This is a genomic window from Flavihumibacter stibioxidans (assembly GCF_014332695.1).
GTDB classification, from domain to species: Bacteria; Bacteroidota; Bacteroidia; order Chitinophagales; family Chitinophagaceae; genus Flavihumibacter; species Flavihumibacter stibioxidans.
Genome location: NZ_MBUA01000030.1, coordinates 155,208 through 175,091 on the forward strand (window position 1 = coordinate 155,208; position 19,884 = coordinate 175,091).

Here is a 19,884-nt window from a genome sequence, read left to right on the forward strand (position 1 = left end):
GGGCCACTTTTCTATTGACAGCTTTTGATCTTAAGCCATGTCGAAACGATCTAGGTTCATCACTTTGGTCCAGGCTGCAACAAAGTCACGGAGGAATTTCTCCTTAGAGTCTGAAGAACCATACACTTCCGCAATGGCCCTCAGTTCGCTGTTGGAACCGAAGATCAGGTCGGCACGTGTACCGGTCCATTTCAGCTCACCCGTCTTGCGGCAACGGCCTTCAAATACCTGCTGCGATTCTGAAGTAGCTTTCCAGGTGGTGCCCAGGTCCAGCAGGTTAACAAAGAAGTCATTGGTGAGTGATTCAGGCGTTTTGGTGAATACACCGTGCTGTGACCCGTCGAAGTTGGTGTTCAGCACCCGCATACCACCCAGCAGGACAGTCATTTCGGGGGCAGAGAGGGTCAGCAACTGCGCTTTGTCCACCAGTAATTCCTCAGACATCACCGGAACGCGGGGCTTGATATAATTGCGGAAAGCATCGGCCAGTGGCTCCAGCACTGCGAAGGAATCCACATCGGTCTGCTCCTGCGAAGCATCTGCACGACCAGGTGTAAAGGGAACCTTCACCTCCTGTCCGGCATTGCGGGCAGCCTGTTCAATGGCAGCGGAACCAGCCAGCACAATCAGATCGGCGATGGACACACGCTTATTGCCGGACTGCGCACCGTTGAATTCATTCTGGATGGCTTCCAGGGTATCCAGCACTTTACCCAACTGCGACGGATTGTTCACCGCCCAGAACTTCTGGGGAGCCAGGCGGATGCGGGCGCCATTGGCACCGCCGCGCTTATCGGAACCACGGAAGGTGGAAGCGGATGCCCAGGCAGTAGATACCAGCTCGGATACAGAGTGGCCGGAAGCCAGGATCTTTCCTTTCAGGGCTTCGATATCCTGTTCGTTAATCAGATCGTGGGTAACTGCCGGAATCGGATCCTGCCAGATCAGTTCTTCTGCAGGCACTTCCTTTCCGAGATAGCGGGCACGCGGGCCCATGTCGCGGTGGGTCAGTTTGAACCAGGCGCGGGCGAAAGCATCGGCGAACTCATCGGGGTTCTCGTAAAAATGGCGGGAGATCTTTTCGTAAGCGGGATCCATTCTCAGGGCGATGTCGGTAGTGAACATCATGGGAGCATGGCGCTTGTTCGGGTCGTGCGCATCGGGAACAGAATCTGCGCCCATACCATGTTTGGGCCTCCACTGGTGTGCGCCGGCAGGGCTTTTGGTGAGTTCCCATTCGTATCCGAAGAGATTCCAGAAATAGTTGTTGCTCCACTTGGTGGGAGTGGAAGTCCAGGCGCCTTCCAGGCCGCTGGTTATGGTATATCCGGCATTACCGGTACCGTAGCTGTTTTTCCAGCCCAGGTTCATTTCTTCTAATCCTGCTGCAGCCGGTTCCTTACCCACATATTTGGACGGGTCTGCTGCGCCGTGGGCCTTACCAAACGTATGTCCGCCTGCGATCAGGGCCACGGTTTCATAATCGTTCATAGCCATGCGGCCGAAGGTTTCGCGGATATCGCGGGCTGCGGCGATCGGGTCGGGATTGCCATTGGGACCTTCAGGGTTTACATAGATCAAACCCATCTGGACAGCCGCCAGGGGGTTCTCCAGGTCGCGCTCGCCTGAATAGCGTTCATCGCCCAGCCATTCCTTTTCGGAACCCCAGTAAATATCTTCCTCCGGCTGCCAGATGTCTTCGCGGCCACCACCGAATCCGAAGGTCTTGAAGCCCATGGATTCGAGGGCGCAGTTGCCGGTGAGGATCATCAGGTCGGCCCACGAAATCTTATTGCCGTATTTCTGCTTGATGGGCCAGAGCAGGAGGCGTGCTTTGTCGAGGTTTACGTTATCGGGCCAGCTGTTCAGGGGTGCGAAACGCTGGTTGCCGGTGCCGGCGCCACCGCGACCGTCGTGAATGCGGTAAGTACCCGCACTGTGCCAGGCCATGCGGATGAACATGGGGCCGTAGTGACCCCAGTCGGCGGGCCACCAGTCCTGTGAAGTGGTCATCAGTTCGACAATGTCCTTTTTAACGGCGTCGAGGTCGAGGGACTTGAAAGCTTCTGCGTAGTTGAAGTCCTCACCCATGGGGTTAGACAGGGGGGAGTGCTGGCGAAGGATGTTCAGTTTCAGCTGGTTGGGCCACCAGTCGCGGTTGCCTGTGCCGCTGCCTGCCACGGGCTTCATGGAGCCATTGTGGAAGGGGCATTTACTGATATCACCTGCGCTGTTGACATCGTGAGATTTGGGATCTGTGGGTGTGCTCATGTTATTAGAATTATCTGTTTGCAATCGTGATTGTTTCAGGAAGCTAAGGCAAATGTATCGATGAAATCAACAAAAGGTTTATCTATTTACTTGATTAACTCATAGATAATATCTATCGGAAACCGGCCTTCGTGTATCAGGATATTATAAAAATAATTCGTGTATCCTGTAATAATTGGTAACTTATGGAACCAATCCGGCCCTGCTCCTGGTCATTTGAAACATCAAAACCTATACCATGCCTAAGTATGTAATTGAAAGGGAAATTCCGGGTGCCGGCAATCTGAGTCCGGAGCAGTTAAAAGCCATTTCCCAGACCTCCTGTGGGGTGTTAAGCAAACTCGGTCCGCAGATCCAATGGGTCCACAGTTATGTAACGGGAGATAAAATTTATTGTGTGTATATAGCCCCCAATGAAGAGATGGTACGGGAGCATGCGAAGCAGGGTGGATTTCCCGCCAATTCTGTGAGCGAGGTGAAATATATGATTGATCCGACAACAGCGGAATAAGGTGGGATTGCTTTACTGGCCAGTGCCAGATAGCTGATAATAATACCACTAATTTTATAATTTTCTACCACCAAACCGATGAGTTTCCCATCATTCATCGGTTTGGCATCACCGTTATTATCTCCAGCAGGAGGTGATTTTTTTGTCCAAACCTACGGGCACAAAAAAAGGCGACTCTCGCCACCTTGAATGTTTTCACAACGGAATAATCCTTATTGTGATTTGCTTTCAGGAACTAAAGTAAAACTTACATTTCAAAAAAGCAAGTACCGGTCAAAACATTTTTTTAAATAGACAATTTTATATATTTAGTACCTAAACCTTAAACTAATGAAAAACATTCTGGGTCTTGACCTTGGAACTAACAGTATTGGGTGGGCGCTAATTAATTACAGCAAATCGGAAGATAAGGGAAACATAACAGGTATGGGGTCCCGGATCATCCCCATGAGCCAGGATCTCCTGGGCGATTTTGGCAAAGGTAATACTGTTTCCCAGACAGCAGAAAGAACCAGGTTGAGAATGATGCGCCGCCTCCGCCAACGGCATATCCTACGCAGGGAACGTTTACATCGTGTTTTAAATCTCATGGGTTTTCTCCCTTCCCACTTTAAGGAAGGTTTGGATTTCAACCAACGGCCAGGACAGTTCCTGAATGATACAGAACCCAAAATAGCCTACCGCAAAGAATGGAATGAAGCATTGCAGAAATTTCAGCACCATTTTATCTTCAAGACAGCATACCAGGAGATGCTGGAACAATTTGGAGTACAAAATCCAGAATTGTTACTAAAAGAAGATGGATCTCAACGAAATATACCCTACGACTGGACAATTTATTACCTGAGAAAAAAAGCACTAACTGAAAAAATTGAAAAAGAAGAACTAGCCTGGCTCCTATTGCATTTTAATCAAAAGAGAGGATACTATCAGGCGCGCGGAGAAGAGGAAGAAGAGCAGCCTAATAAAGATGTGCAGTTTCATAGCCTGCTCATAACCGATGTACAGGCAGATCCGGAACCAGGTCGAAAAGGGGAAACCTGGTATGCCCTGACGTTAAGCAACGGATGGATATACCGACGCTCCAGCAAAACACCATTATTCGACTGGAAGGGCAAAACAAGGGATTTTATTGTAACTACTGACCTGGAAGCAGATGGCTCTCCCAAACTTGATCGCGATGGGCAGGTAAAAAGAAGCTTCAGGGCACCTGGTCCGGAGGATTGGACGCTTTTGAAAAAGAAAACAGAGCATGATATCGAAATCTCAGGAAAAACAGTTGGCGCATACATATTCGACACCCTACTGGCACAACCCCGGGTAAAAATCAAGGGGAAACTGGTGAGGACAATTGAACGGAAATACTACCGTGATGAACTGCACCGTATTTTGGAAACACAATCCAGGTTTCACAAAGAATTAAAAGATACTGAACTGCTACAGCAATGTATCAATGAATTGTACAAGCAGAATCAACCCCATCAGGAATTATTATCGAATAAGAATTTTGCATACTTATTGGCGGAGGATATCATCTTTTACCAACGCCCGCTGCGAAGCAAAAAATCAACAGTTGGTAACTGTTCGCTTGAATTCAGACCCTCCCGGGATGAAAAAGGGCAACTGGTATATATTGATGGCAAACCAGCGTTATATCCCCTGAAAGCTGGACCAAGATCTAACCCATACTACCAGGAGTTCAGGCTATGGAAATGGATGCACGATCTGAGAATCTATAAAAAAGAAGATGAAACAGACCGAACTTCAGAATTTCTGGGGAGTATTGAACAAAAGGAAAAATTATTTGAATACCTCAACAACCAGAAAGAAATCACCCAGGAGAAGTTGCTAAAATTTCTATTAAGTCAACAAGGGTTAAAAGGGAAGCAATTAAATCTTGAAATAGCAGCAATTCGGTGGAACTATGTAGAAGGTAAAATTTATCCAGGCAATGAAACAAGAGCCATGATCCTTGGCAGGCTCAACAAATGCCTAGATCAACCGGAGGCATTTCTTGACGATGAAAAGTTATATCACCTGTGGCATATTATTTACTCAATAAATGACAAAGAGGCATTTGGAAAAGCACTCCGCAGCTTCGCCAACCGTTATGACCTGAATCCTGACAACTTTTATGAGGCATTTAAAAAAACCCCTCCGTTCGAAAGTTCATATGGATCCTATTCTGAAAAGGCGATCAAGAAATTTTTACCCCTGCTAAGGCTTGGAAAATATTGGAGTTTTGACAGAATTGATGCAGCAACCAGAAATCGCATTGAAAAAATTCAAACCGGAGAATACGATGAAAACATCCGTGAGGAAGTACGCAAAAAATCAATTCACCTGCAAGCAGATGCTGATTTCCAGGGATTACCTGAATGGCTGGCAAAGTATGTAATATACGACAGGCACTCTGAGGCAGACTCTGCCGGAAAATGGAACAGCATTGCTGATATAGATCAGTGGTTGAAGGAATTTAAACAATACAGCCTCCGAAACATGATAGTGGAGCAGATTGTTTTGGAAAGTATGCGTGTAGTGAGGGATATCTGGATGCATTATGGAAAAGGTGCAGCCGGATTTTTTGATGAGATTCACATTGAGTTAGGGCGGGACCTGAAACAAACCAATGACGAGAGAAAACGCATGACGGACCAGATTTCGGAAAACGAAGCCACCAATTACCGAATCAAACATTTGCTGGTTGAAATGCAGCAATCGGGGCAGGTAGAAAATGTCCGCCCTTACTCCCCTATGCAACAAGAAATACTTAAGATATATGAGGAAGGTGTATTGCGCTCGGGAATTGAAGTGGATCCGGAAATTTTGAAGATTTCCAAAACGGCGCAACCTGGTGCAGCCGATCTAAGACGGTACCGGCTCTGGCTGGAACAGAAATACAGATCACCCTATACAGGACAGGTAATCCCCCTAAGTAAACTATTCACGCCAGAATATCAAATAGAGCATATAATCCCAAAAGCCAGCTACTTTGATGACAGTTTGAGTAATAAGGTTATTTGCGAAGCTGCGGTAAACAAGCTTAAGGACAATCTTACCGGCTATGCATTTATTCAGGAAAAACAGGGGCAAATTGTTGAATTAGGATTCAACAAAAAAGTTAAAATCTTCACCCCTGAGGAGTACAAGGAGTTTGTACAACAACATTACGCCTCTAATCCTGTGAAAAAAAGAAAGCTGCTGATGGAAGACATTCCAGAGGAGATGACTGAGCGGCAGTTAAATGACACCAGATATATCAGTAAACTTATTTCCCAGGTTTTGTCCAACATTGTGAGGGCCGATGAAAATGATGAAGGCGTCAACTCCAAAAACATAATCCAGGTAAGCGGAAAAGTAACTTCCGCGCTCAGACAGGATTGGGGATTAAACGATATCTGGAATGAGATGCTGGTGCCTAGATTTGAACGATTGAATGTATTGTTGAAAACTGACCAGTTCCTTGCCTGGAATCAGCAGCACCAGAAATGGCTGCCGACCGTACCCCTGGAATTCGCAGCAGGATTTAATAAAAAAAGAATTGATCACCGGCATCATGCGCTGGATGCACTGGTAATTGCATGCGCCACCCGGAGCCATGTCAACTACCTGAACAATACAAATGCCAGGCGTGGACAAAAAAATGGAGAGACTCAAAATGGCACCCGATATGATTTAAGATCGACTTTGTGTTATAAGCGCAAAAACTCAGACAACAAAGATGGTTACGAATGGATATTCAAGAAACCATGGGAAAGTTTCACTGCTGATGCAGCCTTGACTTTGCAGGGAATAGTAATCAGTTATAAGAAAAACCTGAGGGTCCTCAACAATACCAGTAATCGCTATACCAGGTGGGAGTTACAAAATGGAGAGTTGGTCCGTGCCATTGAAAAGCAGACAAAAGGGGAAGCAAAAGCCATTCGTAAGCCACTGCACAAGGACACAGTATTTGGTGCCGTAAGACTTCGAAAGAAGAAAATGGTTTCAATTTCAACAGCGTTGGACGATATCGGGTCTATTGTTGACGCGGAGTTCCGTAAATACCTGCAATCCCTGCAGCAACAGGGCTACGACAAGAAAAAAATTCAGTCCCAGTTAAAAACCATGCAAATGGAATGGAAGGGACAATCCATTTCAAGATTGGAAGTATGGTATTGGGAGAACGAACTGGTTGCCAGCAGGAAGACCCTGGACACCAGTTTCAATGAAGAAGGCATACAATCAATTACAGATACCGGGATTCAGAAAATCCTCACCAGGCATTTGGAGAATTACAAAGGCAGGCAGGATGAGAACGGAAAACCCATTTCTCCGGAAACCATTGCATTTTCACCGGAAGGGATTGAGGAGATGAATGCAAACATGCGCACAATTAACAATGGAAAGGATCACCAGCCAATTGAAAAGGTGAGGGTATACGAACCTAAGGGCAACAAATTTCCGGTAGGTGAAAAGGCAAACAAACGAAGCAAATTTGTAGAGGCGGCAAAAGGAACCAACCTGTATTTTGGTGTGTACCAAACAGGGACTGGAGGCAGAACCTACGAAAGTATTCCCTTAAACATTGTCATCGAACGCTTGCGCCAAGGACTCACCCCTGTACCGGAAATAAATGAAAATGGGGATCGTCTTTTGTTTGATTTGTCGCCGAATGACCTCATATATGTACCCACGGAAGATGAAATACAGGCAGGGGGGAAACCGAAGGTTTCGGAAGGGGAAAAGCTGAATGTGGATCGGGTGTATAAGATGGTGAGTTGTACTGGAAATAGAATGTTTTGTTTAAAGCAGGACGTTGCAACTTCAATTATAGATAAAGTAGAGTTCTCTAGTTTAAATAAAATGGAAAAGGCAATTGATGGCTCCATGATAAAATCCTGTTGTTGGAAGATTTCCAACGACAGGCTAGGGAATATTACTATTGAATAGACCCCCGTTTAAATTGCTCTGGCCTAACAAATTGCCAGAGCAATTTTTTATTTATCCACACGTTTTAACCATAGCTCCAATATTCATTTTGAAATCCCAACACCCGGAACTATGGTCAAACGCACATTGTACTTTGGCAACCCGGCTTATTTGCGTGTGGAAAATGAACAGTTAAAGATTGAGTTACGCGAAAGCGGGGAAATCAGGCAGATACCAATAGAAGACATTGGTTATATTATTTTAGACAACCAGCAGATTGTTATTACTCAGGTTGCCATTGCCAAACTCCTTGAAAATAATACAGCACTAATCACCTGCGACCAGACCCACCATCCTGTGGGCCTGATGTTAAACCTCGATGGCAATAATTTGCAATCCCAGAAATTCCAGGCTCAGATTGATGCTTCCGTACCTTTAAAAAAGCAACTCTGGCAGCAAACTGTAATGAGTAAAATCCAGAACCAGGCATCCGTTCTGGAAAACCAGCGCATTTCTGGCAAGGCCCTGCGTCATTTAGTTCAACAGGTAAAGAGCGGAGATGCTGAAAACCACGAAGCACAGGCGGCGGCCAGCTACTGGAAGCAGGTATTTCCGGAATATTTATCCTTTCGCCGGGAGCGGCATGGCCCTCCTCCGAATAATTTACTCAACTATGGTTATGCGATTTTAAGGGCAATGGTTGCCCGGAGCCTGACAGGATCCGGGTTGCTGCCTACCCTTGGCATACACCATCGGAACCAATACAATGCCTATTGCCTGGCTGATGACATCATGGAGCCTTTCCGCCCCTTTGTAGATTTGATAGTATGCCGGATCATCCGGCAAAATGGCCAATACCTGGAAATGACCCCGTCAATGCGGGCAGAATTATTGAAAATCCCGCAAATGGATGTTTTGGTTGAGGGCAGGAAAAGTCCCATGATGGCTTCGATCCAGAGAACAACAGCCTCCCTGGCGCGCTGTTTTGAGGGTAAAGCCAAAAAAATCATATATCCAGAACTGGAAACAAATGTTTGACCGCTTAAATGCTTATCGGATCATGTGGGTAATTGTATTTTTTGATCTTCCTACCGTAACCAAGCGGGACCGAAAGCGCTATACCCGGTTCCGCAAGGATATTATGCAGGATGGATTCGAACTTTTCCAGTGGAGCATCTATTTCCGGCACTGTATGAGTCGGGAAAATGCGGATGCGCATGTGTCCAGGGTAAAAAAACTACTTCCCAATAAGGGGCATGTGGTTATAATGAGCATCACCGACAAGCAATTTGGGATGATGGAAGTATTCCGGGGAGTGGAGCCAATTAAAACACCTGATGCTGCCACCCAACTGGAAATGTTTTAAAAACAGGATTGAAAAAATGGTCATTACTCGCATTTTTTCAATCCTGTTTTAGGCATTAAAGCGCTGATTTTCACCAGCTTGCAGCATTCGTGTTGTCTGTAACCGAAGCTACCACATAATTTGAAAGCAAATCACAACTCTGCAAGCCATGTGAATAGGTTAGCTGTAGTTGTCTGTAACCGAAGCTACCACATAATTTGAAAGCAAATCACAACTCTTCTGCTCCTGCTGTTCACGTTCGGCATGTTGTCTGTAACCGAAGCTACCACATAATTTGAAAGCAAATCACAACCCTTGTTCGATCTTCTCACGCATCCCCTGGGTTGTCTGTAACCGAAGCTACCACATAATTTGAAAGCAAATCACAACGCCAACCTTGGTAGTGTTGAGTTTAGTATAGTTGTCTGTAACCGAAGCTACCACATAATTTGAAAGCAAATCACAACTACGCGTCACTCATGACTTTATGCACGGGTGTTGTCTGTAACCGAAGCTACCACATAATTTGAAAGCAAATCACAACTGTTTGCGATCAGTAACGCCCGCACCTTCTGTTGTCTGTAACCGAAGCTACCACATAATTTGAAAGCAAATCACAACACTTGGACAACTCTTCTAACTGCTTCTGGAGTTGTCTGTAACCGAAGCTACCACATAATTTGAAAGCAAATCACAACAGCACATTATAACTCTACCTATACTCCACAGTTGTCTGTAACCGAAGCTACCACATAATTTGAAAGCAAATCACAACGGTCGCCCATTCCCGTAGTTCGGCGGGGTTGGTTGTCTGTAACCGAAGCTACCACATAATTTGAAAGCAAATCACAACCACAGGCGCGAAAAGAGTAATTCTACAATAGTTGTCTGTAACCGAAGCTACCACATAATTTGAAAGCAAATCACAACTGAAACGCAGGCGCAAAAGCAATTACAGAGTTGTCTGTAACCGAAGCTACCACATAATTTGAAAGCAAATCACAACTTGCCCGGAAATTAGGCATCAAAGACAACGTTGTCTGTAACCGAAGCTACCACATAATTTGAAAGCAAATCACAACTGGATCTGTCAATTCCAACATTCTTAGCTAGTTGTCTGTAACCGAAGCTACCACATAATTTGAAAGCAAATCACAACGTCTTCCATACTTGAAAACAACTGGAATGGGTTGTCTGTAACCGAAGCTACCACATAATTTGAAAGCAAATCACAACCATTTGAGCAGGAGTACGCTCAACTGAAGGGTTGTCTGTAACCGAAGCTACCACATAATTTGAAAGCAAATCACAACAGGATGAGAGGTTGATGCCTGAATTGTGTAGTTGTCTGTAACCGAAGCTACCACATAATTTGAAAGCAAATCACAACTCGTCGCTGCCATCCAACTCGAATATAATTGTTGTCTGTAACCGAAGCTACCACATAATTTGAAAGCAAATCACAACCCCTACTGCAACTGCAATGGTGCAGGGATGGTTGTCTGTAACCGAAGCTACCACATAATTTGAAAGCAAATCACAACATCGAAGTTCCTGTACACCGTAATACCGTGTTGTCTGTAACCGAAGCTACCACATAATTTGAAAGCAAATCACAACTCATTATGGAACGGGCATAAGCCTACATAGGTTGTCTGTAACCGAAGCTACCACATAATTTGAAAGCAAATCACAACATATTGTTCTCTATCTTCTTCGCCTTCTTGGTTGTCTGTAACCGAAGCTACCACATAATTTGAAAGCAAATCACAACGCACAAGCCTATATCTTCCAGCAGGTATTTGTTGTCTGTAACCGAAGCTACCACATAATTTGAAAGCAAATCACAACCGCTGTGGCAGCGGCCTTTTCTCCGATCACGTTGTCTGTAACCGAAGCTACCACATAATTTGAAAGCAAATCACAACCAGGTTCGGCAACCAGTCGCTGAAGATCAAGTTGTCTGTAACCGAAGCTACCACATAATTTGAAAGCAAATCACAACTACTTTCCATTACGCAATCGTTGTGTACGAGTTGTCTGTAACCGAAGCTACCACATAATTTGAAAGCAAATCACAACTATACCCCTCATAGTCTGCCCCTGCATATCGTTGTCTGTAACCGAAGCTACCACATAATTTGAAAGCAAATCACAACCGTGCCGGTAGCTGAACTATCCACAACACGGTTGTCTGTAACCGAAGCTACCACATAATTTGAAAGCAAATCACAACCACTTGATTTCCGTTGCTGTCCTTCCACTGTTGTCTGTAACCGAAGCTACCACATAATTTGAAAGCAAATCACAACTCTGCTTAATTACTGGATCATCCGCATACGGTTGTCTGTAACCGAAGCTACCACATAATTTGAAAGCAAATCACAACTGCGGTGTACCAATATCAATACTGCCTTGCGTTGTCTGTAACCGAAGCTACCACATAATTTGAAAGCAAATCACAACGTAGGCAGAGCAAATGCTGCCAATCATCATGTTGTCTGTAACCGAAGCTACCACATAATTTGAAAGCAAATCACAACTTGGTATGTCTATTGAAATATGCCCTCTCAGTTGTCTGTAACCGAAGCTACCACATAATTTGAAAGCAAATCACAACACGCGCTCACACAAACCACCAATACGAGTGGTTGTCTGTAACCGAAGCTACCACATAATTTGAAAGCAAATCACAACAAGCACCGCCTCCAGACGCTGGAATTCTGGTTGTCTGTAACCGAAGCTACCACATAATTTGAAAGCAAATCACAACGATATGCCGCAACGGGATAGGATTACGCATGTTGTCTGTAACCGAAGCTACCACATAATTTGAAAGCAAATCACAACTCAGGTCAGTAAGCCTCACAGGAGATGTGCGTTGTCTGTAACCGAAGCTACCACATAATTTGAAAGCAAATCACAACCTCAGGTGCTAAGCTAGCAACGGGTCAGGGTTGTCTGTAACCGAAGCTACCACATAATTTGAAAGCAAATCACAACAACTGTGTTGAATCCCATGCCACAAGGTTTGTTGTCTGTAACCGAAGCTACCACATAATTTGAAAGCAAATCACAACATGCCTCGCATATCTGCGCGCCGCCTTAACGTTGTCTGTAACCGAAGCTACCACATAATTTGAAAGCAAATCACAACTAGATGCCATCCTGATAGTACAACTCTGAGGTTGTCTGTAACCGAAGCTACCACATAATTTGAAAGCAAATCACAACGCTATCACCCTGGCCCTCCTTAATGCCAGCGTTGTCTGTAACCGAAGCTACCACATAATTTGAAAGCAAATCACAACGCTGTATGTCCTTACCCCGCCGGTGCTTATGTTGTCTGTAACCGAAGCTACCACATAATTTGAAAGCAAATCACAACGGGTAGTCAGATAAGGGAATTACCTGACAGGTTGTCTGTAACCGAAGCTACCACATAATTTGAAAGCAAATCACAACAGGTTTATGAAGGTGAGTACCGCACAAAGAGTTGTCTGTAACCGAAGCTACCACATAATTTGAAAGCAAATCACAACTACCTGTATCATCGAATCCTATACCCAACTGTTGTCTGTAACCGAAGCTACCACATAATTTGAAAGCAAATCACAACTCAGGCTAAACAGCGTATCAACGTTATGATGTTGTCTGTAACCGAAGCTACCACATAATTTGAAAGCAAATCACAACTGTGGCTTTCAGGCTGCTCAACTCTTCGGCGTTGTCTGTAACCGAAGCTACCACATAATTTGAAAGCAAATCACAACAACATGAACATCATAAATATGAAGAAAAAGTTGTCTGTAACCGAAGCTACCACATAATTTGAAAGCAAATCACAACTGACCTCCAGGCCGACCCAAGGGCAAACCTGTTGTCTGTAACCGAAGCTACCACATAATTTGAAAGCAAATCACAACCGCTTACTCTATTTATTGCGGGACACTTTGGTTGTCTGTAACCGAAGCTACCACATAATTTGAAAGCAAATCACAACAATTGGCTTGATCATGGTACGCAGCCATTCGTTGTCTGTAACCGAAGCTACCACATAATTTGAAAGCAAATCACAACCATTGCGAAGAGCGTTGGTGCAAAGAATATGTTGTCTGTAACCGAAGCTACCACATAATTTGAAAGCAAATCACAACAGTGACGTGGAGCGAGCAACTGGTAAAGTGTTGTCTGTAACCGAAGCTACCACATAATTTGAAAGCAAATCACAACTGACACCAGTGGCCACATCTGCGCTCTTTGGTTGTCTGTAACCGAAGCTACCACATAATTTGAAAGCAAATCACAACTTTAACCGCCTAATATTGATGCACGTTCTAGTTGTCTGTAACCGAAGCTACCACATAATTTGAAAGCAAATCACAACGCGGGAATGTCCCTTGACATATTAAATTTCCTCCAACTTGGACCCATCATTAAGAGCCTTTTCATAAGGCACAACTGTCCCCACAACAACTGCGGCCTAATTGCATCTAATCACCCGAATGGAATGCCATAACCAGTCTATGTCGATGAGGGTGGCCCTCCGCTTTTTTAGACCCCCATTTGGCGGAATATTTTCGTTACTATCAAGGCTTAACCGTATATTCCTACCATACCCGCCTGCGGAAATTTTCCAGGCTTAAATTCATCACATCATCGTCAGCAAGGACCGGAAGGGGGACAATTGCGCCCATTACGCGACATTCAATTTCATTAATCGGCTAAACAATTTTGCGATTATCCATAACATGAGTATATTTACAATACAGAGTCCTTCCGGGGACACTGTGCCCCCCGCCAGAAATGGCGGGGCTTCTTTTTTATAAAACTTCTCCTCTCACGAATTTGGAATATTGACCTGCACTTCTGAACATGATCACCTCCAATATCGCGAGAGCAATTCACCGCACGTTGCTGATTGAACAATAGCACAAAAAAAAGGTATGCCTGAAAGCAAATCACAACAAAGTCTGCTAAACATATTGCCAAACTGAAGCTGTCTGTAACCAGATTTACATTTTTTTAAATCCTTTGTCTTCTATATATTTTGATGGCACCTATAATCAGCGATTTCAGCTCAGGCGAATCCGCCGGTGGCGCATCACTAATTAAAACATTTCCATTATGATCTAAGAATGGATGTTAATCACACACCAACAATCCGGACATTGTCCAATTATTGCAAATCAGTAAATGTTTGCATTAAATGTAGGTCGGCGCGGGTTAAAACAAATTGTTCGCAAAGTGGCGCAATGGATTTGAAGGACTTATAATTTATTTCTAAGATTTGAAAGAAGAAATCGCTCTAAATTTCCTGACGATGCAGCTTCCATAAAACGCCAATCGGCATCCATTGATTTATCCGACATCGCCTCTACATCAACAACCTTAACAGATACCAAAGTCTTTCCATTCTCCCGGATGACGATAGCTTGAAGGCGTCCAGTTATTGTTAATGGTTGTAAACCAAACTTTCTTTTAAGAAGAATAGCGTGAACAGTATCCTGTTTTTTCTTATCATCATAATATTTCCAGGACCTGAAAAAATTTTGACTGGTTGAAATGATCAAACCATTATCCCTATCAACCCTATCAATTCCAATTCCGGATTTAAAAAACTCAACTACTAATGCGTTAATAACTGTTTCACGATCCTTGTCTGTATATATCGAATAGTTATCTTGCGCGTATCCTGTTACGGTTTTCAGGAAAACAATAATTATTACAAATGAAAATCTTTTCATAAACTGAAACAATTATGTGATTTGATGACAACTACCACTTTTTAGAAGCATATTTATTCAACTACATTTCCAGTATTTTATCATTAAAAACCAGAAACCATATAATTATGCACTGAATACTTCTTCAGGTGTTAAGATTGCCTTGCCCGCAATACTTAATTACCCTCCTAAGCTTTCATTTTAATAATTGTGTTCCAATACCTTTCCCAGCCGGTATTCAACAATGGCGGCCAGATATATCTCCCCGTCTTCTTCTAATTCTATATCCTGACCATTTTCATCCGCAACGATCAAAATTTCAGCACCCAGCACTTCTACCAGCGCTTTTTTTCTATTGACATTATAACCGGCATAAAACTGTATAGCATCATATTGCTTCGGCGCTATATCCTTCTCCCCATCAGGCAATTCAATATCAACAATATAGCGACTAGCATTTTTGGGTCGAATATCCCGCGTTTCTATCAGTTTCGTACCACTTACAATCTCAGCAAGAAATTTCTCTTTTATGATCAATTGTAATGTTTTCAATCGATTATGTTTATGGTAATGGCAATCTTCAGATTCTACACAAGGAAAAACTCCATATACTCCTCACCCTTTTCACCCTTCACCCATTCAATGGCCTCGCCAACCTCATACATATACGCATATATGCCATCGTTACTAACCTGAACATAACGTCCGGGTTTGTTGATGGCGACCGGGTAAGCGGAATAGTATTCTTCGTAGTAGGCTTTGGCTTCTGACAGGTGATCCGGAATGGCATCCAGGTTGATGACCCGATTTGTATTGTCAAACAAATCATCATAAGTAGGCTGAACCAGTTGTGCCGGCTTTTCTTTCTTCCTGTTGCCAAGGGTCCTATAATGCGGTGCTTCTATCCTGGTGAGATGACCGGCATGAGCCGGCAGGTCTTTATTCACTTCCTGCACAAAATAGATGGCCACGGCCACATTCTCCCAGGGCTGGGACTTCTTTTCGAGGTGAGTGATCACCGCAAATAGGCTGAGGGCATCTGTATCCAGCAAATAACTCAACATCTCGTTAGTATCGGCAGGAACAAAGCCTATTTTCTTCCCCTGCCAATGCAAGGCGATGGCACATGGGTCATATTCATTTTCCGGTTCCCGCACGAGCTCCAATAAATCACCGGTTTTCATTGCATCCAGGAGTTTCATGCCTTCATAATGCCGGAATCCCGCTACAAAACATTGAAGCAGATAGATCTTCCGAAAATCTTTGGTGATGGACACCGGTAATTTACCGATGGTCATGGAACCGATGAGCTTTTTAAGGAAAGAGGACCTGTCCATGCTTATTTTTTTCCGAGTGAGACCATAATTTCCCTGAAACCGGCAAGGGCTGATTCAAGATTTTCAATAATATCACCCGCCAATTCATCCGGATCGGGAAGATTGTCCAGATCAGCGAGGGACTTATCCTTTATCCAGGTGATGTCAAGAGACGTTTTATCTCTTTCAAGAATCTCTTCATAAGTGAATTTCCGCCAACGGCCATCCGGGTTGGATTCAGCCCAGGTTTCTTTGCGCTTATTTCGTTTGCCGGCTTTATAACAATCGATAAAATCCTGCAGGTCCTCCAGTTTGAGCGGATTCTTTTTTAGCGTATGATGGATATTGGTTCGATAATCATAGAACCAAACCTCTTTGGTCCAGGGATTCCTGGAAGCCGGTTTGTTATCAAAGAACAGCACATTGGCCTTTACGCCATGGGCATAAAATATACCGGTGGGCAGTCGCAGGATGGTGTGCAGGTCGGTGGTTTCCATTAAACGTTTGCGGACTGTTTCGCCGGCGCCGCCTTCAAACAACACATTATCCGGCAGTACCACAGCCGCCATTCCGGTGATTTTGAGCATGCTGCGAATATGCTGTACAAAATTCAACTGTTTGTTACTGGTAGTAGCCCAGAAATCCTGGCGGTTATAAGTGAGTTCTTCCTTCTCCTGCTCCCCTTCTTCATTGGTGAAAGTCTGGGAGCTCTTTTTTCCGAACGGGGGATTGGCCAGCACATAGTCATAACGACCGGGCGCAGGGGCTATGAGGGCATCTGCGGGCGAGATGAAATTATCACTGTCGATATCACCGATATTATGCAGGAAGAGATTCATCAGTGCCAGGCGACGGGTACTGGCCACAATTTCATTCCCAAAAAAGGTCTGGTATTTCAGGAATTTGTTTTGCTCCTTATCGAGTTTATAAGTATCTACCAGGTAATCATAAGCGGCCAAGAAAAATCCACCAGTGCCGCAGGCGGGATCCGCGATGGTTTTCATGGGTTCGGGCTGTACACATTTCACCATGGCATGAATCAGGGGCCGGGGAGTGAAATACTGTCCCGCGCCGCTCTTGGTATCTTCTGCGTTTTTTTCAAGAAGACCCTCGTAAATATCGCCCTTGTCTTTAACCCCCATCATCAGCCATTGTTCCGCGTCTATCATGGCGATAATCTTACTCAGCTTGGCCGGGTCCTGGATCTTATTCTGGCTCTTGGTGAAGATTTGTCCCAGGATACCCTTTTGTTGCCCGAGTTCACGCAGCAGGATGGTATAATGTGATTCCAGTTCAGCGCCCTTCAGGCTGGTAAGACTTTCCCAATTGTATTTAGCGGGGATGGGCATTTTCCGCGAATGGGGCGGCCTGCTATACTCGTCTACCATTTTCAGGAAGAGCAGGTAGGTGAGTTGTTCCAGGTAATCGCCATAGCCAACCCCATCGTCGCGCAGGGTATTACAGAAGGACCAGACTTTGGAAACGATGGCGGAGTTGTTGTTGCTCATGTCAGAATTTTTGGATCGGGGCTTTTTGGGTATCGAATATCATTGTGTGGAGGGTATAGTGGAACCAGTTCTGGAACATATTGAATGTTCTGTTTTGCGGCCACATTGATTCATCCATGTACCATCCGAAGAGTTTCGGCGTAAACAGTAGGTCAAAGTTTTTATTCAGCCGCTTTTCCATTTCTTCCGGGGTTTCAAAATCAGGCAGCAGGTAAATATCGGATTCGTGATCGGCCAGGTTAAAAGTAAAGTCTTTTTCTTGGGAATTCAACCAGTCGGCAAATGGCTGTTTGTATGCCAGTACAATAGCGGATCGGTTGAGGTTGCCAAAATTTTCATCCATCATGGTTAAATTAATTTGCCTTCGAAGGCTTGTTTGAGAATGGATTGCCGGAGGGATTCTGCCTGCTGCAGACTGGTTTTGATGGTTGCCTCCAGATTATCGGCTACAGAGAGGCGGGATTCGATTTCGGCGACGATTTGGTGTTGCTCAGGCTCCATAGGGACCTTAATTTCAAAGCTTTTCAATTTCGGAACATCAATACTGTCAACAGTTGTTCCATCTTTCGAAAAACTATCACGAATAACAGATTCCTTAGAAACACAATACCAATAAACATATTCAGAAGAAAACCCTTCATTTAATGTAAGAGATTGTAAATCCTGGTTAGTGGTTAAATCATTACCAGCTATAGCAATTGGCAAAACCCGTCTTAGGATTCCACTTCTAACAACAAAAAGAATTGACCCTTCCTTTATCATCTTTGCAGATGATTGTCCTATTGATCCTTTAGTGATTTTATCTCCTGAATCGAGAATTTTTTTATATTTCATATCCTTCGGAGTGACCCAAAGAATATTGCCATTTAACCAATATTCTTGCATTCGTTTTGAAGGGGTGCCACCACCAGTCCAATGTCCAATTTTATTCAAATTGACAATTCGCCACCCCTCCGGCAATTCTCCCTCCTTTACATGCTCATTGGTCAACCGGCCTTCAAAAGCCCATTTCAATACCGCCTGCCGGTAGGTTTTTAATTGCTGCTGTGCGGTTTTCAGTTGCTCAATGGATTTGTCGAGTTCACTGAAAAGTTCTTCGATTTTGGAGACGATGACCTTTTGAATCGAAAGGACAGGTAATGGTATTGGTATTGCTGAAAGACTTCCCTTTGTAAGTTTTAATCTTGTAGTACCATTTACATAAAACTTATAATCAATCGAGTTTAAGTAATACAAAATAAAGTCATTTAGCGAAACACCAATTTTACCTTTAAGAATATGAGCATGGTTATTAACCCAAGTCCTACCAACTATTTTATATGCCTTAGGTTTTGAACGATCTAAAAAAGGAGCACCGTCTTCCCCAATTAAAACATATTCTCCCTCTGTTAAATAACCATCAATCAAGCCAACTTGCCCTGTCGCCCCATAATATGGATATAAATCACTTTTGGCCTTCCCATTAATTCTTTTCTGACGTTCCCTAGAATTAATGGGTTTTCTAAGATTGTCTAAAATATCCACTGCTTCAGTTAATAAAACTGTTTTCCATTTTTTGCTCAAATCAGAAATCATAATTCCGCTATATTATACTCCGGCATTTCGTCATAAGTCCTGCCATTTAACATCCTGCCGGTTTTCTTTTTATTGGTTCCGCCCCATTGTTTAAAAAAGAAGGCAACATTTGCATTTTTACATTGATCCATAATGTCCAGCACCCAGTCTTCATCCATCGGTCGGGCTTTCCTGCCACTTTCTCCTCCTACAATCACCCAGTCGATGCCCCGAAGATCCATATTCTGCAATGGTCCAATCAGGGGTTCGCAGGACAAAAACTTTGTCCTGGCATGCGTCTTTCGTAGATATTCAATGCGGTCTTTTACCTTATCATTTTCCACCGAAACACCCATCCAGATATTATGTGACCAGGTCAGTTCCTTGTCCAGTTTTAACAGCCTGTCCGCCCGCTTGGTTAGTATCTGGAACGTATGTTGCGGGTTCTCATTCATTACCTTGAAGACCTTCTTTATAAAATCCAGCGGTACATCCTTATGAAACAAATCACTCATGGAATTCACAAACACCACTTTCTGCTTTTTCCAGGTGTAAGGAAGCATTAATGCATCTTCATGTATTGCCAGTTTAAAAGCATCTTTATACTTTTCGACCCCCATTGCCTGAAGGCGCTTTGCCATCACTTCGGCATAACAATGCTTGCAACCGGCAGAAATCTTGGTACAACCGGTCACCGGATTCCAGGTCAACTCCGTCCATTCAATACTTGAAGCAGACATAA

At 44.0% G+C, this 19,884-nt stretch carries 12 protein-coding genes and 1 CRISPR repeat array; of the genes, 4 read left to right on the plus strand and 8 right to left on the minus strand.

Annotated features, from left to right (window positions below):
• Positions 1-30 precede the first annotated feature (30 nt).
• Positions 31-2,271 carry a catalase/peroxidase HPI gene (gene katG, locus BC349_RS18780; RefSeq protein ID WP_187258335.1) on the minus strand — a complete coding sequence of 747 codons (2,241 nt, stop codon included), beginning with the start codon at positions 2,269-2,271 and terminating at the stop codon, positions 31-33.
• A 238-nt stretch (positions 2,272-2,509) separates the two neighbouring features.
• Here katG and BC349_RS18785 point away from each other — a divergent pair, with 238 nt between their 5' ends.
• The 4 genes from BC349_RS18785 (at position 2,510) to cas2 (ending at position 9,059) form a co-directional block, all read left to right on the plus strand.
• Positions 2,510-2,782 (plus strand): DUF4242 domain-containing protein, encoded by a 273-nt coding sequence (locus BC349_RS18785; RefSeq protein ID WP_187258336.1) that lies wholly within the window; start codon positions 2,510-2,512, stop codon positions 2,780-2,782.
• A gap of 330 nt (positions 2,783-3,112) precedes the next feature.
• On the plus strand, positions 3,113-7,714 hold the full coding sequence (cas9, locus tag BC349_RS18790; RefSeq protein WP_187258337.1) for a type II CRISPR RNA-guided endonuclease Cas9: 4,602 nt from the start codon (positions 3,113-3,115) through the stop codon (positions 7,712-7,714).
• A 111-nt stretch (positions 7,715-7,825) separates the two neighbouring features.
• Positions 7,826-8,731: a type II CRISPR-associated endonuclease Cas1 gene (gene cas1 / locus BC349_RS18795; RefSeq protein ID WP_187258338.1), complete on the plus strand. Its 906-nt coding sequence runs from the start codon at positions 7,826-7,828 to the stop codon at positions 8,729-8,731.
• On the plus strand, positions 8,724-9,059 hold the full coding sequence (gene cas2 / locus BC349_RS18800; RefSeq protein WP_246457062.1) for a CRISPR-associated endonuclease Cas2: 336 nt from the start codon (positions 8,724-8,726) through the stop codon (positions 9,057-9,059). The genes cas1 and cas2 overlap by 8 nt, the downstream gene beginning before the upstream one ends.
• Positions 9,060-9,150: 91 nt before the next feature.
• Positions 9,151-13,425: a CRISPR direct-repeat array (repeat unit 47 nt; unit sequence GTTGTCTGTAACCGAAGCTACCACATAATTTGAAAGCAAATCACAAC).
• A gap of 883 nt (positions 13,426-14,308) precedes the next feature.
• Here the strand turns inward: cas2 and BC349_RS18805 are convergent.
• From BC349_RS18805 to BC349_RS18835, 7 genes are all read right to left on the minus strand, one after another.
• Positions 14,309-14,785, minus strand: a complete 477-nt coding sequence (locus tag BC349_RS18805; protein WP_187258339.1) for a hypothetical protein — start codon at positions 14,783-14,785, stop codon at positions 14,309-14,311.
• A 180-nt stretch (positions 14,786-14,965) separates the two neighbouring features.
• A complete protein-coding gene (locus BC349_RS18810) occupies positions 14,966-15,316 on the minus strand; it encodes an ASCH domain-containing protein (protein WP_187258340.1) in 351 nt (116 codons plus the stop codon).
• 35 nt (positions 15,317-15,351) lie between these two features.
• Entirely contained in the window at positions 15,352-16,101 is a 750-nt protein-coding gene (locus tag BC349_RS18815) for an HIRAN domain-containing protein (RefSeq protein WP_187258341.1), read from the minus strand.
• 2 nt (positions 16,102-16,103) lie between these two features.
• On the minus strand, positions 16,104-17,588 hold the full coding sequence (locus BC349_RS18820) for a class I SAM-dependent DNA methyltransferase (protein WP_187258342.1): 1,485 nt from the start codon (positions 17,586-17,588) through the stop codon (positions 16,104-16,106).
• A 1-nt stretch (position 17,589) separates the two neighbouring features.
• A complete protein-coding gene (locus BC349_RS18825) occupies positions 17,590-17,934 on the minus strand; it encodes a hypothetical protein (RefSeq protein ID WP_187258343.1) in 345 nt (114 codons plus the stop codon).
• Positions 17,935-17,936: 2 nt separating this feature from the next.
• Positions 17,937-19,163, minus strand: a complete 1,227-nt coding sequence (locus tag BC349_RS18830; protein WP_187258344.1) for a restriction endonuclease subunit S — start codon at positions 19,161-19,163, stop codon at positions 17,937-17,939.
• On the minus strand, positions 19,160-19,882 hold the full coding sequence (locus tag BC349_RS18835) for a DUF5131 family protein (protein ID WP_187258345.1): 723 nt from the start codon (positions 19,880-19,882) through the stop codon (positions 19,160-19,162). The genes BC349_RS18830 and BC349_RS18835 overlap by 4 nt, the downstream gene beginning before the upstream one ends.
• Positions 19,883-19,884 lie beyond the last annotated feature (2 nt).

Bases quoted from the DNA above. Each gene is read 5' to 3' on its own strand.
- BC349_RS18785 (WP_187258336.1), top strand. From the start codon at position 2,510: ATGCCTAAGTATGTAATTGAAAGGGAAATTCCGGGTGCCGGCAATCTG.
- BC349_RS18830 (WP_187258344.1), bottom strand. From the start codon at position 19,163: ATGATTTCTGATTTGAGCAAAAAATGGAAAACAGTTTTATTAACTGAA.
- BC349_RS18815 (WP_187258341.1), bottom strand. From the start codon at position 16,101: ATGGACAGGTCCTCTTTCCTTAAAAAGCTCATCGGTTCCATGACCATC.
- BC349_RS18820 (WP_187258342.1), bottom strand. From the start codon at position 17,588: ATGAGCAACAACAACTCCGCCATCGTTTCCAAAGTCTGGTCCTTCTGT.
- BC349_RS18825 (WP_187258343.1), bottom strand. From the start codon at position 17,934: ATGATGGATGAAAATTTTGGCAACCTCAACCGATCCGCTATTGTACTG.
- BC349_RS18805 (WP_187258339.1), bottom strand. From the start codon at position 14,785: ATGAAAAGATTTTCATTTGTAATAATTATTGTTTTCCTGAAAACCGTA.
- cas1 (WP_187258338.1), top strand. From the start codon at position 7,826: ATGGTCAAACGCACATTGTACTTTGGCAACCCGGCTTATTTGCGTGTG.
- cas2 (WP_246457062.1), top strand. From the start codon at position 8,724: ATGTTTGACCGCTTAAATGCTTATCGGATCATGTGGGTAATTGTATTT.
- BC349_RS18835 (WP_187258345.1), bottom strand. From the start codon at position 19,882: ATGTCTGCTTCAAGTATTGAATGGACGGAGTTGACCTGGAATCCGGTG.
- katG (WP_187258335.1), bottom strand. From the start codon at position 2,271: ATGAGCACACCCACAGATCCCAAATCTCACGATGTCAACAGCGCAGGT.
- cas9 (WP_187258337.1), top strand. From the start codon at position 3,113: ATGAAAAACATTCTGGGTCTTGACCTTGGAACTAACAGTATTGGGTGG.